Below are 13,842 nucleotides of genomic sequence, written 5' to 3'. Positions count from 1 at the left end.
ATGGCAAAAGAATCAATGAAAGCTCGCGAGGTAAAAAGAGCTAAACTGGTTGCTAAATTTGCAGCTAAAAGAGCGCAGTTGAAAGCCGATGGCGATTACGAAGCGCTACAAGCTCTACCTAAGAATGCTTCACCTGTACGTCTGCACAATCGTTGCAGCCTTACAGGTCGTCCAAAAGGGTATATTCGCCAGTTTGGAATTTCCCGTATCCAATTTAGGGAAATGGCTTCTAAGGGGTTAATACCGGGAGTTAAAAAAGCAAGTTGGTAAGAAATTATTTTAGTATAGAATTAAATATTGTTCCGGTTGCGGAATTAATTTAAATCAATTTAAACATGACAGATCCAATAGCAGATTATTTGACGCGTGTTAGAAACGCTATCATGGCTGGACACAGAGTTGTAGAAATTCCGGCGTCAAATTTGAAGAGAGAAATTACAAAAATTCTCATGGAAAAGGGCTACATCCTTAATTATAAGTTTGTAGACGAGGGTCCTCAAGGTTCAATTAAGATTGCCTTGAAGTATGATCCGGTAAATAAAGTAAACGCGATTAAGAAATTAATCCGCGTATCGTCTCCAGGTCTACGTAAATACGTAGGGTATAAAGAAATGCCTCGTGTCCTTAACGGACTCGGTATAGCTGTAGTATCTACCTCTAAAGGAGTGATGACAGACAAGGAAGCTCGCGAACTGAAAGTTGGTGGCGAAGTAATGTGTTATGTTTATTAATTAAGAGGGAGGATAGAAAGTTATGTCAAGAATAGGAAAATTACCCGTAAATCTTCCGGCCGGAGTAACAGTTACTGTTGGCAAGGATAACGTAATTACAGTAAAAGGACCTAAAGGGGAACTATCGCAAGAAATTAATTCTGATATCAAAGTCTCTGTTGAAGACGGATTGTTGTCTGTGACACGTCCTTCTGATGATAGAATTCATCGTGCGTTACATGGTCTTTACAGATCATTGATTAACAACATGGTTATTGGCGTTTCTGAAGGATATCGCAAAGAGTTGGAATTAGTAGGGGTTGGTTATCGTGCATCAAATGCAGATCAGCTTCTAGAATTATCTTTAGGATTTACACACAACATCCACATGATGTTGCCTCCTGAAGTGAAACTGGAAACTAAATCGGAGAGAAACAAAAACCCTCTAATTATACTAGAATCTTGTGATAAACAGCTGATTGGTCAGATTTGTGCAAAAATCCGCTCATTCCGTAAACCGGAACCTTACAAAGGTAAAGGTATACGCTTTGTTGGTGAGGTTATTCGTCGCAAGTCAGGTAAGGCCGCAGGTAAATAATTCATAAACTGTAGTAATCATGGTAACAAAGACAGAAAGAAGAAATAAAATAAAGATGCGTGTACGTGGCAAGATCCACGGAACAAGCGAACGTCCACGCCTGACTGTATTCAGAAGCAACAAGCAAATTTATGCGCAAGTTATCGACGATTTGACAGGTAAAACTTTGGCGGCAGCATCTTCTCTGAAAATATCAGAGAAAGCTCCTAAAAAAGAAATAGCTGCTAAAGTTGGTGAACTTATCGCTAAAAGTGCTCAGGAAGCTGGTATTACAACTGTGGTATTCGACCGTAACGGTTACCTGTATCATGGTAGAATTAAAGAATTGGCAGATGCTGCCCGTAACGGTGGACTTAAATTTTAATAGAAATGGCAGGAGTTAACAATAGAGTAAAATCGACAAACGACATCGAGCTAAAAGATAGACTAGTAGCTATCAACCGTGTTACTAAAGTAACAAAGGGAGGTCGTACATTCAGCTTTGCCGCTATCGTAGTTGTAGGTAATGAAGATGGTATCGTAGGCTGGGGCCTAGGTAAAGCGGGTGAAGTAACTACAGCCATTGCTAAAGGAGTTGAAGCTGCAAAGAAAAACCTTATCAAAGTTCCAATTCTTAAAGGAACAGTTCCTCACGAGCAAATCGCTCGTTTCGGTGGATCTGAAGTTATGCTTCGTCCTGCTGCTCCCGGTACAGGGGTTAAGGCAGGGGGTGCGATGCGTGCCGTACTTGAGAGTGTAGGAGTAACAGATGTATTGGCTAAGTCGAAAGGTTCGTCTAACCCTCACAACCTTGTGAAGGCTACTATCGAAGCTTTGGGCGAATTGAGAGATGCTTACACTGTAGCTCAGAATAGAGGTATTTCTATGGAAAAAGTGTTTAAAGGTTAATTTGCAAAGAAAAAACTATTATGGCAAAAATTAAAATTAAACAAGTAAAGAGCAGAATCAAATGTCCTAAAGACCAAAAGATGACATTAGACGCTTTGGGTCTTAGAAAGTTGAATCGTGTTGTAGAGCATGAAGACACACCGTCTATCAGAGGTATGATCAACAAGGTGAGCCATCTGGTTTCTGTTGTCGAGTAATTTAGTTTAGTAAGATAAAAAAATATAAAATATGAGTTTATCAAATATGAGACCTGCTGAAGGATCAACTAAAACCGGAAAGAGAATCGGACGTGGTACCGGATCTGGTTTAGGTGGTACTTCCACAAGAGGTCATAAAGGAGCTAAGTCCAGATCAGGTTATTCCAGAAAGTTTGGATTCGAAGGAGGTCAGATGCCGATTCAACGTCGTTTGCCTAAATTCGGTTTCAAAAACATTAACCGTGTTGAATACAAAGCTATCAACCTGGATGTTTTACAACGTTTAGCTGATGCTAAGAAACTTACTAAGATCGATGTTCAAACATTGATCGAAGCCGGTTTCCTATCAGGTAATCAATTAGTAAAGATACTTGGAAACGGAGCCCTTACAGCTAAAGTTGATGTAGAAGCACATGCCTTCTCTAAGTCAGCAGAAGCAGCTATTGAGGCTATAGGTGGAACAGTAACAAAACTGAAGTAAGATGGGATTGGTAAAAACACTGGAAAATATATGGAAGATTGAGGACCTTAGAAAAAGGCTCCTCATCACCTTCTTTTTCGTAGTGATCTATCGCTTCGGAGTTCACATCATCCTTCCCGGAGTAGATCCTCAGCAGCTTGCAAACTTGCATTCGATGACTGCCGGAGGTTTGCTCGGAATATTGGATATGTTCTCGGGAGGTGCATTTGCCAATGCGTCGATCTTTGCATTAGGTATCATGCCTTATATCTCGGCATCAATCGTTATCCAATTGTTGGGTATCGCGATACCATATTTTCAAAAGTTGCAGAGAGAAGGCGAAAGCGGACGTACCAAGATGAACCAATATACACGTTATCTGACAGTGGCAATCCTTGTATTCCAAGGACCTGCATACCTGTTGGGAGCGTTAGGACCTGCAGCCCCTTCTTCATGGGATTTTCTTATTCCTTCTACAATTATTCTTGCGGGAGGTAGTATGTTTGTTCTATGGTTAGGAGAGCGTATCACAGATAAAGGTATAGGTAATGGTGTTTCTTTCATTATCCTTGTGGGTATCATATCACGTCTTCCACATGCGCTGATCGGTGAATTTACTTCCCGATTGAGCAACCCTGCGGGAGGATTGGTTATGTTTTTGGCAGAAATAGTATTTTTGTTACTGGTTGTTTGCGGAGCAATATTACTGGTACAAGGTACTCGCCGTATACCGGTTCAATATGCTAAGAGAGTAGTGGGTAACAAACAATATGGCGGAGCTCGTCAGTATATTCCACTTAAGGTAAATGCAGCGAACGTAATGCCTATCATCTTTGCTCAGGCAATAATGATGGTGCCTGTTATGTTTGCAGGATTCTCTACCGATAAAACAGGTTTTCTAGGGTCTTTTACCGATCATACAAGTGTAGTATACAATGTTGTACTTGCCGTACTTATTATTGCTTTCACATGGTTCTATACTGCTGTTACCATCAATCCGGTGCAAATGGCAGATGAACTGAAGCGCAACAATGGTTTCATTCCGGGTATCAAACCGGGCAAAAAGACAGCAGACTATATCGACTCGATAATGTCCCGTATAACATTCCCGGGATCATTATTCTTGGCATTGGTTGCTATCATGCCTGCATTTGCAAGTACTTTTGGAGTAAGCCGTGAGTTTTCTCAATTCTTTGGGGGAACATCGTTGCTGATTCTTGTGGGAGTTGTTTTGGATACACTGCAACAAATTGAGAGCCACCTATTGATGAGACATTACGATGGCTTATTGAAATCTGGTAGAATCAAAGGACGTTCGGGTTCGATCGCAGCTTATTAAGGAGGTTTATAAATGATATTCCTGAAAACAGACGAAGAAATTGAATTGATGCGTGAAGCTAACCGCCTGGTGGGTATGACCCTGGGCGAGGTAGCTAAACATATTAAGCCGGGGGTAACTCCTGCTCAGTTAGATAAAATTGCTAAAGAATTTATATACGATCACGGAGCAATCCCTTCTTTCTTAGGATACAAGGGCGCTCCGGGAACCGTAGATTTTCCGGGTGCTATATGTGCTTCGGTAAACGATCAGGTGGTACACGGTTTCCCTACTGATTATATTCTTAAAGATGGAGATGTGATCTCTGTTGATTGCGGTACTGAGAAGAACGGATTTTGTGGCGATTCGGCCTATACATTTTGTGTAGGAGAAGTTGCGGAAGATGTGAAAGCTTTGTTGCGGACAACAAAAGAATCTCTTTATTTGGGTATAGAAAAAGCTGTAGAAGGTAATCGTATAGGAGATATCGGTGAGGCTGTGCAGACATATTGCGAGAAACGTGGCTATTCGGTCGTTCGCGAACTGGTTGGACATGGTATAGGTCGCAAGATGCACGAAGCACCCGAGGTTCCTAACTATGGTAAACGCGGTACAGGCCCTTTGTTGAAAAAAGGTATGTGCATCGCCATAGAACCGATGATTAATATGGGAAGCAAGAATGTCGTTTTCGAAAATGATGGGTGGACTATAAGAACTCGTGACCGTAAACCTTCGGCTCACTTTGAGCATACAGTCGCTATTCGTCAGGGAAAAGCAGACATATTATCTACATTTGAATTTGTTGAAGCTGTTTTAGGAAGTAACGCAATTTAAAAAACCTTTTATTTATTTATGGCTAAACAATCGGCAATAGAACAAGACGGAGTTATAGTTGAAGCACTATCAAACGCTATGTTTCGTGTAGAACTCGAAAACGGTCACGAAATCACAGCACATATCTCAGGAAAGATGCGTATGCATTACATTAAAATACTTCCCGGAGATAAGGTACGTGTAGAGATGTCTCCTTATGATTTAACAAAAGGACGGATTTCATTCAGATACAAATAAAAAAAACATAAGATATGAAAGTAAGAGCATCAATTAAGAAGCGTACTGCTGACTGCAAGATTGTCAGAAGAAAAGGTCGCTTATACGTGATTAACAAAAAAAATCCTAAGTTCAAACAACGTCAGGGATAATTTATTAATTTTGCAAATTAATCTAAAAAATATATGGCAATAAGAATAGTTGGGGTCGATTTACCACAAAATAAGAGAGGCGAGATTGCCTTGACATACATTTATGGTATCGGACGTAGCTCTGCTAACAAAATCCTTGCTGAAGCAGGTATTGATAAAGATATCAAGGTAAAAGACTGGAACGATGATCAGGCCGGAGCTGTGCGTGAAATCATCGCTGCTCAGTTTAAAGTAGAAGGAGACTTGCGTTCGGAAGTACAACTAAACATCAAGCGATTGATGGATATAGGTTGTTACAGAGGTATCCGTCATCGTATCGGTTTACCATTGAGAGGTCAAAGTACTAAGAACAACGCCCGTACACGTAAGGGTAGAAAGAAAACTGTTGCTAACAAGAAAAAAGCTACAAAATAATTAATTTGATATGGCAAAAAAAACAGTCGCAGCGAAAAAGAGAAATGTTAAGGTGGATGCAATTGGCCAGGCTCATGTGCATTCTTCTTTCAACAATATCATTATATCGCTTACAAACAATGATGGGCAGGTTATCAGCTGGTCATCGGCAGGGAAGATGGGTTTCAGAAGCTCAAAAAAGAACACTCCTTACGCAGCTCAGATGGCAGCACAGGATTGTGCTAAAGTAGCATTTGACCTTGGACTAAGAAAGGTGAAAGTATACGTAAAAGGACCGGGCAACGGACGTGAGTCTGCTATCCGTACTATCCACGCAGCAGGAATCGAAGTAACAGAAATCGTTGACGTTACTCCACTTCCTCACAACGGATGTCGTCCTCCAAAACACAGAAGAGTTTAATCAAATTTAAAAATTGGATCTTAAATTGTGATTTGATTACAAAAACCCTCTCTGTAGTCGCGGCTGCACAATTTTAGCTTCATTTCATTATTAATTAGAAAGAAAATGGCAAGATATACTGGACCAAAATCAAAAATCGCCCGTAAATTCGGAGAGCCAATATTCGGACCTGACAAAGTTCTCTCAAAAAAGAACTATCCTCCGGGACAACATGGTAACGGAAGAAAAAAGAAATCGTCCGAGTACGGTATTCAATTACGTGAAAAGCAAAAAGCAAAATATACATACGGAGTACTCGAAAGACAGTTCCGTAATATGTTTGACAGAGCTCTTGCTTCACGTGGAATCACAGGGGAAGTATTACTTCAGATGTTAGAATCAAGATTAGATAATGTTGTATTCCGTCTAGGAATAGCTCCGACAAGAGCAGCAGCACGTCAGCTTGTTTCTCACCGTCATATTGTAGTAGACGGATCTGTGGTAAATATTCCTTCATATTCACTAAAACCAGGCCAATTGGTAGGTGTTCGCGAAAAATCAAAATCACTTGAAGTAGTAGGCGAAGCACTATCTGGTTTTAACCATAGCAAATACCCTTGGATCGAGTGGGATCAAGCTACGATGACAGGAAAATTCTTACATCTTCCTGAAAGAGCGGATATCCCTGAAAACATTAAAGAACAGTTGATCGTAGAGTTGTATTCTAAAAATTAATTAAATTCATGGCTATATTAGCATTTCAAAAACCGGATAAAGTATTGATGTTAGAAGCGGATGATTTCTTCGGAAAATTCGAATTTCGTCCGTTAGAACCCGGGTATGGTATTACCGTGGGTAATGCTTTACGCCGTATTCTGCTTTCATCTCTTGAAGGTTTTGCTATCACTTCTATAAAAATCGACGGTGTCGAACATGAATTTGCAACCGTACCGGGTGTTATAGAAGATGTAACGAATATAATATTGAACTTGAAACAAGTTCGATTCAAGCAAATCGTAGAAGAGATTGAAACAGAAAAGGTAAGTATTACTGTCTCAGGTACCGAAGTATTCAAAGCTGGAGATATAGGGAAGCATCTGTCAGGATTTGAAGTATTAAACCCTGATCTTGTAATTTGTCACTTAGACAAAAGTGCAAGCTTCCAAATAGAATTGAATATTAACAAAGGCCGTGGGTATGTACCTGCTGATGAAAATCGTAGTCTGTCCGACGATGTTAATGTTATAGCTATCGATTCTATTTATACTCCCATCCGTAATGTAAAATATGCGATAGAAAACTATCGTGTAGAGCAGAAAACGGACTATGAGAAATTAGTAATAGAAATAGCAACCGACGGGTCTATTCATCCAAAAGATGCTTTGAAAGAAGCAGCTAAAATCCTTATCCATCACTTTATGTTGTTCTCTGACGAAAAGATTCTTCTTGAACAAAACGAAGTAGATGGTAACGAAGAGTTTGATGAAGAAATCCTGCATATGCGCCAGTTGCTTAAGACTAAGTTATCTGATATGAACCTTTCGGTTCGTGCACTTAACTGTCTGAAGTCAGCAGAAGTGGAAACACTTGGCGAATTGGTTCAGTTCAATAAGAATGACCTTCTTAAATTCAGAAACTTCGGTAAAAAATCGCTTACCGAGCTTGATGAGTTATTGGATAGCCTGAGCCTTTCATTCGGTATGGATATTTCTAAATATAAATTAGATAAAGATTAATAAGCGACATGAGACATAATAAAAAAATTAATCATTTAGGACGTAAAAGTGCACACAGAAATGCGATGTTATCCAATATGTGTACTTCTTTGTTACTTAGTCCTAATAAGCGCATCTTTACGACTGTAGCAAAGGCGAAAGCTTTGAGAAAAGTGGTTGAGCCTATTATTACTAAGTCAAAAGAAGATACAACTCAATCGAGACGTTTGGTTTTTCAGGAACTTCAGAGCAAAGCTGCTGTGACAGAACTGTTCCAAAATATCTCGCAGAAGATAGCCGACCGTCCGGGAGGTTATACACGTATCATCAAGACAGGTAATCGTTTAGGTGACAATGCTTCAATGTGTTTTATCGAATTAGTAGACTATAACGAAAACATGTTGAAAGAGAAGAAAGCTGCATCTAAAGGTAGAACTCGTCGTTCGAAGAAAAAAGAGGATGATGCTCCTGCTGTAGAAGCTAAAGAAACTGCAAAAAAAGCGAAAGCTGAAAAAGCAGAAAAGGTAGAAAAAGCTGAAGAAGTAGAAGCTTTGGAAGTTGCACCAGAAACTTTGCCGGTAGTTGAAGAAACTGCTGCGCCAGAAGCTCCGGTTGCAGAAGAACCTAAAAAAGAAGAAGAGTAAGAAATTACTCTTTTATATAAAAGAAAAAAAAGTATCTGGGGTTCCAGATACTTTTTTTATTTTTTAAATCGCAGTTTTTAATATGGGCATATTTTAAATTGCGATTTCTTTTTAATATAGTTTTTGTACACTGTGTTTTGTATGAAGGCTGAGAAGTCTCTAAAAAAATATATTATAAAGATGCATTTCTTTTAAAAACGTTGCATAGAAATGCTGTAAAAAATAAAATATTTTTCATTTAATTATATAACTGATTGTTGTATAGGTTTTTTGTGGTGTATTTATTTTTTTATTTTATTGTGAATTTTGTGGAAAGACTAGCTCCGGTATCGTCTACTACGGTCAAAGTATGCTCTCCTTTTTCCGGAATATATTCTTTTTTGTGAAAGATTTCAGTCTCTCCTATATATTGCCCATCAAGATGCCAGAACACACGGCTCTGAGGATTTCTGTGAGCCAGCTCAAATACAAGTTGTCCGGGAGAGCCATCCAACTGTTTAGGTAGCGAAATAAGGGCATTAGGGAAAGGATAAATAAACTCCATAGGTTTTACATCCGAATCTTTGATGCATTCGGGAGAATAAGGAGGTAGGGAACGATAAGAAGGGTGTTGCTCTTTGTAGTACCATTCCCACGATGGCGGCAGAATGAACCACGATGTATGTATAATACCTCTACTGCCTGCGCAGTTTTCGTAAACCTGATAACGCATATCCTCCGATAGGTGGACAAGTTTATGATATGGGCATGGCTTTGCTTCCAGTCCTTTTTTACAAATCCACATCGTATCTATTTCTGTTTCGGGGCAATTCATGCTTTTCAAGAATCCACTTTCGTGGCATATCTCTGCTCTTACAAGATCTCGATCAGGTCTTTCGAACCAACGGCTTTGCGGTAATGAACTGAATATGTCGAACATCACCATGCCCGCAGTACGAGCACCTGTTAGCCCGGGGCGTCCTTCTCCGTCAGAATTTCCAACCCAGACGCCAACTACATATTTGGGATTTACGCCCACAGCCCATCCGTCACGAAATCCAAAGCTGGTTCCCGTTTTCCATGCTATTTTTTGTATAGATGGTATCGACCGCCAGTCTATTTCTTCGGGGCGGTTTAGGTTTGTCAGTGCATCGAATGTTTGCCAGATTGCTCCTGCCGAAAATAACGGATTCCTAATACGATCGCCTTTCTCTCCATTATTTTTATTCAGTATATAAGAGGGTTGACCCATTTCATAATATCTGCCCTCCTCATTATAGAAGTTTAATTGCTGCGCCATATTCAAGTACATAGAGCTTATATCCCATAGTTTCCCTTCAGCACCGCCTAATATAAGAGACAGACCATAATTGTCGGCAGAACGGTTGAGTGTAGTCATCCCCGCTTTTTTTAGCAGGTTATAGAATTTGGGTATGCTATAGTTGCGAAGGGATACTACAAACGGGACATTTAGGGAGCGTGCAAGAGCCTCGGAGGCATAAACGGCTCCATCGTATTGCAAGCTGAAGTTCTTGGGCGCAAACCCTCCTATATTGATCGGTATGTCGGGTAGGAGTTGATTGGGGAGTAATTCTCCCTCTTGCAACATAGCACAATAGAGAAAAGGCTTGAGTATACTGCCTGTACTGCGAGGCGCTTGTATAATGTCTACCTGATTGGCGGAGATATCCTTCTCGAAGTCAACGTTCCCGCAATAGGCGACAACCTCATTCTTTTCTACATCGAAAACTATTGCTGCTATATTTTTAATTCCATTTTGGGCAAATTCTGCATTCCAGCGGTTAAGGATAGATTCTGTCTGTTCCTGTTGGTATTTATCTATGGTCGTTGTTATATGTTTACCTCCATCCTCTTTGTATATGCGGGTAACGAGGTGCGGTGTTATCTGGGGTAGTGCATAAGGCTGAAAGGGTAAGGGTTCGCCCACTGCCAGTTCGTAGTCTATTTTCTCTATAATACCTCGCTGATGAAGTGTTTCCAGTAACTTGTTTCTTTTGTTCAGAAGCTTATCTCTGTTTTTACCGAAGTGCATCAGGCTCGGAGAATTGGGGAGCACGGCGAGGGTTGCTGCTTCTGCCCATGATAGTGTTGCCGCCTGATGTCCGAAGTATCGCCACGATGCAGCGTCAATTCCTACCACATTTCCTCCCATCGGAGCATGAGATGCATACAGATTGAGTATCTCGTCTTTGGAGTATGAAAATTCGAGTCGTGTAGCCAATATCATCTCTATAAACTTCTCTCCGAATGTACGATTCTCTTTCCGCGATAGACGGATAGTTTGCATGGTGATGGTACTTGCTCCGCTCCTGATTTTTCCGCTGCTGATATTCTGTTTTATAGCACGTGCTATTGCTAAAGGGTTTACTCCCCAATGTGCATGAAAGTGTTGATCTTCGAACTCTATCAGGCAGATCTTGTATTTTTCAGGGATAGAATCGCTTGTGGGAAAACGCCATTGCTGATCGTCTGCAATACGTGCGCCAAGTAGCTCTTCGTGCCTGTCGGATACAACTGTACTATATGGTACATGGAATAGTGGAGAAGGTAAACAAAATATATACCACACAAGAAGAATGAGACAAATGGGAATCCCTATTTGGTATTTCTTTTTTGCTCCTTTATACTTCTCCCATAAGCGGAAAATAAAAGCTTTGCTCTTTTGTATATATTGTTCAATCATGTATTCTTATAGCATATTTGTGTTCGATGCAATCTTCGCCTTTGCAAACTAGCCGGGTTTCGAAGTCCGGAACTTTAACCATACCCAACGATTGCATCAACCTGACAGAAGCGATATTTCTTGAATCAGTGATCCCTATTATTTCTTTTATATCTTTATTTTTAAGGAAATAACGAATAAGAATGCTCAATGATTCTCTTGCGAGCCCCATACCCTGATACTCGGGCGAAATATTGCAACCGACTTCTGCTATATTTTCGCTAATCTTGAAAGCGCAATCACCTATCACTTTTCCCTGATACACGATAGCCAAGCCTATCCATTGATCTTCTTCGTCCAAATCAGGATTACAGCATCGGCTGACAAAATCGTGTGCTTGTTCCATGGTAAAAGGTTCCCAATATTGATATTTGGCAACTTCGGGTAACGAGCGATAATTGTATATGGCCTCAGTATCGGTTTTTAAGATTGCTCTTAGTTTTATCCTTTCCGAGTGTAGAGCAAAATTCATTTCTTTCTGATTAAATGTTCTTCGATAAGTTCGGCGGATAACTTAATGAATTTAGAACATCGTTTTTTACCATCGGCAGGTTCGGGTTCTTTCTCCAATTCGAGTAAGAGATTCTGACAGATGACTGATTTGTTTTCTTTCTTAAATTCATTCATTAGGTATTGTGCCTTATCAAATGAATATTGTTTCCCTTCCTGATCGTTGGCTTTTGCCGTTCCTGTCTCCAGCCCGGCTATCATTGTCATGGCGGATACAGCTCCGCACATTTCGCGAGTACCGGCCATTCCGCCTCCGAATGTACAGGATAGTTTCAGAGCTGTTTCAGGATCGATACCATATATATCCGCATAAGCTGTAAAAACAGCTTGAGCGCAATTATAACCGCTGTTGAATAAAGCGATTGCTTTTTCTACTCTGTTTTGCATATCGTTCATTTGTTATTAAGAGTTCGGCTATGTAAATGTACGAAAGAAAAGAAAAAGACGAAATGTTTTCTTATTTTTGTACGTTTTCAGATTTTAAATATGGAAAAAGAATCTCAAGGATTTAGTATATGGAAGATATTGCTCCCTACCTTCATCGGTATAGGAGTTATCATATACATGCTTAGCCGCGAGTTTGATATGTCTGATCTCAAACAGATATCCATTACAGAACATACTGTATTCTGGATATGTATTGCCTTTTGTTTTATGTTGGGGCGTGATATCGGCTTTACAATCCGTTATCGCTATCTTACCGAAAAACAATTGTCGTGGATGCAATGTATCAAAGTCACTCTATTGGCTGAATTCGGTTCGGCAATAACACCTTCGGTAGTAGGTGGTTCTACAATGGCTGTTGTTTTCTTGACAAAAGAGAAAATTCCTGTCGGGCGAAGTACGGCAATGGTTTTTGTTACGTTGTTGCTCGACGAAATGTACTTTGTTGTTACATTTCCTATTCTACTTCTTTTTATCCCTTTCGATACTTTATTTTCCGATCATTCGGCCCTTGGTAACGGAGTATTAGCTTTGTTTGCAGTTGCTTATCTTATAAAAATGATTCTGTGTACACTGCTGATAATTGGGCTGTTTTTTAGACCTCAGGCAATACGCTGGCTTATTATTAAGTTCTTTCGATTGCCTTTTTTGAGGCGATGGCACAAAACTGCAGTGAAGGCGGGCGATGATCTCGTTATTAGTTCGAGAGAAATAAGAGGAAAAGGCATCTCTTTTTGGTGGCCTCTGATACTCGCTACCATCTTGTCTTGGGGTTCACGATACCTGGTAGTCAATGCTATCTTTATGGCATTCTTTACTGTGCATGACAACCTGCTTATCTTTGCCCGCCAGTTTGTGATGTGGATTATGATGGTAGTAAGTCCTACACCCGGAGGAAGCGGTTTCAGTGAGTTTATCTTTAAAGAATACCTGAGCGAATTTATACCATTAGTAGGGGTTGTGCCGTTGATGATCCTCTTGTGGCGATTGCTTACCTATTATAATTACCTGTTGGTGGGGGCATTGATTGTTCCTCGGTGGGTGAAGAAATCTTTTGGAAAACAACAAGAAAAGGAAGAGAACTAAATCTCTTTACAATATTTATTATTTCAGACTTCACTTTTAGAAAGTTTCAAAATAAACTATTCTTTATTTTTGACTATTTTCGCAAACGAATAACCAATTAAAAAATTATTGTATGAAATTAAAACTAATATTGCTGTCGGCGTTCTTTATTTCTATACTTACTGCAAATGCACAATCTGTGATTGGTAAATGGAAAACATTTGATGATGAAACTAAAGAAGCTAAATCGATTGTAGAAATCACCGAACGTGGTGGTAAAATCTATGGAAAAGTGATCGAGATCCTCAATCCTGCCAAGAAAGATATAAAGTGTAAAGACTGTTCGGGGGCCGATAAAGACAAACCCGTTCTTGGGCTTGAGATTCTAAAAGGGTTATCTAAAGATGGTAAAGAATATAGTGATGGAAAGATACTAGACCCTTCGAATGGCAAACTGTACAAATGTACGGTATCGCTTGACGGAAACGATAAACTGAAAGTAAGAGGCTATGTAGGTATTTCAGCTTTTGGAAGAACACAGGTCTGGACAAGAGTGAAGTAAATCTGCGAAGTTGC

The 13,842-nt window shown here is 39.9% G+C and carries 21 protein-coding genes; 18 read left to right on the top strand and 3 right to left on the bottom strand.

The window, feature by feature from the left end; all coding sequences use genetic code 11:
- The 16 genes from rpsN to rplQ all read left to right on the top strand — a co-directional run bounded on the left by rpsN (nucleotide 1) and on the right by rplQ (nucleotide 8,525).
- The gene (gene rpsN / locus QOX35_RS00920; protein WP_135105514.1) at nucleotides 1-270 is read left to right on the top strand and encodes a 30S ribosomal protein S14; all 270 of its coding nucleotides are present in this window, start codon (nucleotides 1-3) and stop codon (nucleotides 268-270) included.
- Between the two features lie 65 nt (nucleotides 271-335).
- Nucleotides 336-731 carry a 30S ribosomal protein S8 gene (gene rpsH / locus QOX35_RS00915; RefSeq protein WP_135105515.1) on the top strand — a complete coding sequence of 132 codons (396 nt, stop codon included), beginning with the start codon at nucleotides 336-338 and terminating at the stop codon, nucleotides 729-731.
- A 22-nt stretch (nucleotides 732-753) separates the two neighbouring features.
- The gene (gene rplF / locus QOX35_RS00910; RefSeq protein WP_135105516.1) at nucleotides 754-1,308 is read left to right on the top strand and encodes a 50S ribosomal protein L6; all 555 of its coding nucleotides are present in this window, start codon (nucleotides 754-756) and stop codon (nucleotides 1,306-1,308) included.
- Between the two features lie 19 nt (nucleotides 1,309-1,327).
- Nucleotides 1,328-1,672 (top strand): 50S ribosomal protein L18, encoded by a 345-nt coding sequence (gene rplR, locus QOX35_RS00905; protein ID WP_135105517.1) that lies wholly within the window; start codon nucleotides 1,328-1,330, stop codon nucleotides 1,670-1,672.
- A 5-nt stretch (nucleotides 1,673-1,677) separates the two neighbouring features.
- A complete protein-coding gene (rpsE, locus tag QOX35_RS00900) occupies nucleotides 1,678-2,196 on the top strand; it encodes a 30S ribosomal protein S5 (RefSeq protein WP_006841801.1) in 519 nt (172 codons plus the stop codon).
- A gap of 20 nt (nucleotides 2,197-2,216) precedes the next feature.
- Nucleotides 2,217-2,393 carry a 50S ribosomal protein L30 gene (gene rpmD / locus QOX35_RS00895; RefSeq protein ID WP_135105518.1) on the top strand — a complete coding sequence of 59 codons (177 nt, stop codon included), beginning with the start codon at nucleotides 2,217-2,219 and terminating at the stop codon, nucleotides 2,391-2,393.
- A gap of 31 nt (nucleotides 2,394-2,424) precedes the next feature.
- Complete coding sequence (gene rplO, locus QOX35_RS00890) at nucleotides 2,425-2,874, top strand: 50S ribosomal protein L15 (RefSeq protein WP_135105519.1); 450 nt, start codon at nucleotides 2,425-2,427, stop codon at nucleotides 2,872-2,874.
- Between the two features lies 1 nt (nucleotide 2,875).
- On the top strand, nucleotides 2,876-4,192 hold the full coding sequence (gene secY, locus QOX35_RS00885; protein ID WP_135105520.1) for a preprotein translocase subunit SecY: 1,317 nt from the start codon (nucleotides 2,876-2,878) through the stop codon (nucleotides 4,190-4,192).
- 12 nt (nucleotides 4,193-4,204) lie between these two features.
- Nucleotides 4,205-5,005 carry a type I methionyl aminopeptidase gene (gene map, locus QOX35_RS00880; RefSeq protein ID WP_283685422.1) on the top strand — a complete coding sequence of 267 codons (801 nt, stop codon included), beginning with the start codon at nucleotides 4,205-4,207 and terminating at the stop codon, nucleotides 5,003-5,005.
- Nucleotides 5,006-5,023: 18 nt separating this feature from the next.
- Entirely contained in the window at nucleotides 5,024-5,242 is a 219-nt protein-coding gene (gene infA / locus QOX35_RS00875) for a translation initiation factor IF-1 (protein ID WP_006841806.1), read from the top strand.
- A gap of 14 nt (nucleotides 5,243-5,256) precedes the next feature.
- Nucleotides 5,257-5,373: a type B 50S ribosomal protein L36 gene (gene ykgO / locus QOX35_RS00870; RefSeq protein WP_006841807.1), complete on the top strand. Its 117-nt coding sequence runs from the start codon at nucleotides 5,257-5,259 to the stop codon at nucleotides 5,371-5,373.
- 33 nt (nucleotides 5,374-5,406) lie between these two features.
- Complete coding sequence (gene rpsM / locus QOX35_RS00865) at nucleotides 5,407-5,787, top strand: 30S ribosomal protein S13 (protein ID WP_135105522.1); 381 nt, start codon at nucleotides 5,407-5,409, stop codon at nucleotides 5,785-5,787.
- 10 nt (nucleotides 5,788-5,797) lie between these two features.
- Entirely contained in the window at nucleotides 5,798-6,187 is a 390-nt protein-coding gene (gene rpsK, locus QOX35_RS00860; RefSeq protein ID WP_006841809.1) for a 30S ribosomal protein S11, read from the top strand.
- 105 nt (nucleotides 6,188-6,292) lie between these two features.
- Nucleotides 6,293-6,901, top strand: a complete 609-nt coding sequence (gene rpsD, locus QOX35_RS00855) for a 30S ribosomal protein S4 (protein ID WP_006841810.1) — start codon at nucleotides 6,293-6,295, stop codon at nucleotides 6,899-6,901.
- A gap of 8 nt (nucleotides 6,902-6,909) precedes the next feature.
- Nucleotides 6,910-7,902, top strand: a complete 993-nt coding sequence (locus QOX35_RS00850) for a DNA-directed RNA polymerase subunit alpha (protein WP_006841811.1) — start codon at nucleotides 6,910-6,912, stop codon at nucleotides 7,900-7,902.
- Between the two features lie 8 nt (nucleotides 7,903-7,910).
- Entirely contained in the window at nucleotides 7,911-8,525 is a 615-nt protein-coding gene (rplQ, locus tag QOX35_RS00845; protein WP_135105523.1) for a 50S ribosomal protein L17, read from the top strand.
- Nucleotides 8,526-8,814: 289 nt separating this feature from the next.
- On the opposite strand, the gene pbpC is transcribed toward rplQ, so the two are convergent.
- The 3 genes from pbpC to QOX35_RS00830 are packed head-to-tail and all read right to left on the bottom strand — an operon-like array spanning nucleotide 8,815 to nucleotide 12,144.
- Entirely contained in the window at nucleotides 8,815-11,208 is a 2,394-nt protein-coding gene (pbpC, locus tag QOX35_RS00840) for a penicillin-binding protein 1C (protein WP_283685421.1), read from the bottom strand.
- A complete protein-coding gene (locus QOX35_RS00835; protein WP_283685420.1) occupies nucleotides 11,201-11,719 on the bottom strand; it encodes a GNAT family N-acetyltransferase in 519 nt (172 codons plus the stop codon). Before QOX35_RS00835 ends, pbpC begins: the two co-directional genes overlap by 8 nt.
- A complete protein-coding gene (locus QOX35_RS00830) occupies nucleotides 11,716-12,144 on the bottom strand; it encodes a C-GCAxxG-C-C family protein (RefSeq protein WP_228093887.1) in 429 nt (142 codons plus the stop codon). The genes QOX35_RS00835 and QOX35_RS00830 overlap by 4 nt, the downstream gene beginning before the upstream one ends.
- 99 nt (nucleotides 12,145-12,243) lie before the next feature.
- Between QOX35_RS00830 and QOX35_RS00825 the strand changes: the two genes are divergently transcribed.
- Both QOX35_RS00825 and QOX35_RS00820 read left to right on the top strand, forming a co-directional pair.
- Nucleotides 12,244-13,287, top strand: coding sequence for a lysylphosphatidylglycerol synthase transmembrane domain-containing protein (locus QOX35_RS00825; RefSeq protein WP_283685419.1), 1,044 nt, complete (start codon nucleotides 12,244-12,246; stop codon nucleotides 13,285-13,287).
- A gap of 112 nt (nucleotides 13,288-13,399) precedes the next feature.
- Entirely contained in the window at nucleotides 13,400-13,828 is a 429-nt protein-coding gene (locus tag QOX35_RS00820) for a DUF2147 domain-containing protein (protein ID WP_283685418.1), read from the top strand.
- Nucleotides 13,829-13,842 lie beyond the last annotated feature (14 nt).

Source organism: Dysgonomonas sp. Marseille-Q5470 (genome assembly GCF_951230145.1).
Taxonomy (GTDB): Bacteria; Bacteroidota; Bacteroidia; order Bacteroidales; family Dysgonomonadaceae; genus Dysgonomonas.
This window is presented reverse-complemented; position numbering and strand designations above follow the sequence as displayed.

Bases quoted from the DNA above. Each gene is read 5' to 3' on its own strand.
- rpsN (WP_135105514.1), top strand. From the start codon at position 1: ATGGCAAAAGAATCAATGAAAGCTCGCGAGGTAAAAAGAGCTAAACTG.
- rpsH (WP_135105515.1), top strand. From the start codon at position 336: ATGACAGATCCAATAGCAGATTATTTGACGCGTGTTAGAAACGCTATC.
- rplF (WP_135105516.1), top strand. From the start codon at position 754: ATGTCAAGAATAGGAAAATTACCCGTAAATCTTCCGGCCGGAGTAACA.
- rplR (WP_135105517.1), top strand. From the start codon at position 1,328: ATGGTAACAAAGACAGAAAGAAGAAATAAAATAAAGATGCGTGTACGT.
- rpsE (WP_006841801.1), top strand. From the start codon at position 1,678: ATGGCAGGAGTTAACAATAGAGTAAAATCGACAAACGACATCGAGCTA.
- rpmD (WP_135105518.1), top strand. From the start codon at position 2,217: ATGGCAAAAATTAAAATTAAACAAGTAAAGAGCAGAATCAAATGTCCT.
- rplO (WP_135105519.1), top strand. From the start codon at position 2,425: ATGAGTTTATCAAATATGAGACCTGCTGAAGGATCAACTAAAACCGGA.
- secY (WP_135105520.1), top strand. From the start codon at position 2,876: ATGGGATTGGTAAAAACACTGGAAAATATATGGAAGATTGAGGACCTT.
- map (WP_283685422.1), top strand. From the start codon at position 4,205: ATGATATTCCTGAAAACAGACGAAGAAATTGAATTGATGCGTGAAGCT.
- infA (WP_006841806.1), top strand. From the start codon at position 5,024: ATGGCTAAACAATCGGCAATAGAACAAGACGGAGTTATAGTTGAAGCA.
- ykgO (WP_006841807.1), top strand. From the start codon at position 5,257: ATGAAAGTAAGAGCATCAATTAAGAAGCGTACTGCTGACTGCAAGATT.
- rpsM (WP_135105522.1), top strand. From the start codon at position 5,407: ATGGCAATAAGAATAGTTGGGGTCGATTTACCACAAAATAAGAGAGGC.
- rpsK (WP_006841809.1), top strand. From the start codon at position 5,798: ATGGCAAAAAAAACAGTCGCAGCGAAAAAGAGAAATGTTAAGGTGGAT.
- rpsD (WP_006841810.1), top strand. From the start codon at position 6,293: ATGGCAAGATATACTGGACCAAAATCAAAAATCGCCCGTAAATTCGGA.
- QOX35_RS00850 (WP_006841811.1), top strand. From the start codon at position 6,910: ATGGCTATATTAGCATTTCAAAAACCGGATAAAGTATTGATGTTAGAA.
- rplQ (WP_135105523.1), top strand. From the start codon at position 7,911: ATGAGACATAATAAAAAAATTAATCATTTAGGACGTAAAAGTGCACAC.
- pbpC (WP_283685421.1), bottom strand. From the start codon at position 11,208: ATGATTGAACAATATATACAAAAGAGCAAAGCTTTTATTTTCCGCTTA.
- QOX35_RS00835 (WP_283685420.1), bottom strand. From the start codon at position 11,719: ATGAATTTTGCTCTACACTCGGAAAGGATAAAACTAAGAGCAATCTTA.
- QOX35_RS00830 (WP_228093887.1), bottom strand. From the start codon at position 12,144: ATGCAAAACAGAGTAGAAAAAGCAATCGCTTTATTCAACAGCGGTTAT.
- QOX35_RS00825 (WP_283685419.1), top strand. From the start codon at position 12,244: ATGGAAAAAGAATCTCAAGGATTTAGTATATGGAAGATATTGCTCCCT.
- QOX35_RS00820 (WP_283685418.1), top strand. From the start codon at position 13,400: ATGAAATTAAAACTAATATTGCTGTCGGCGTTCTTTATTTCTATACTT.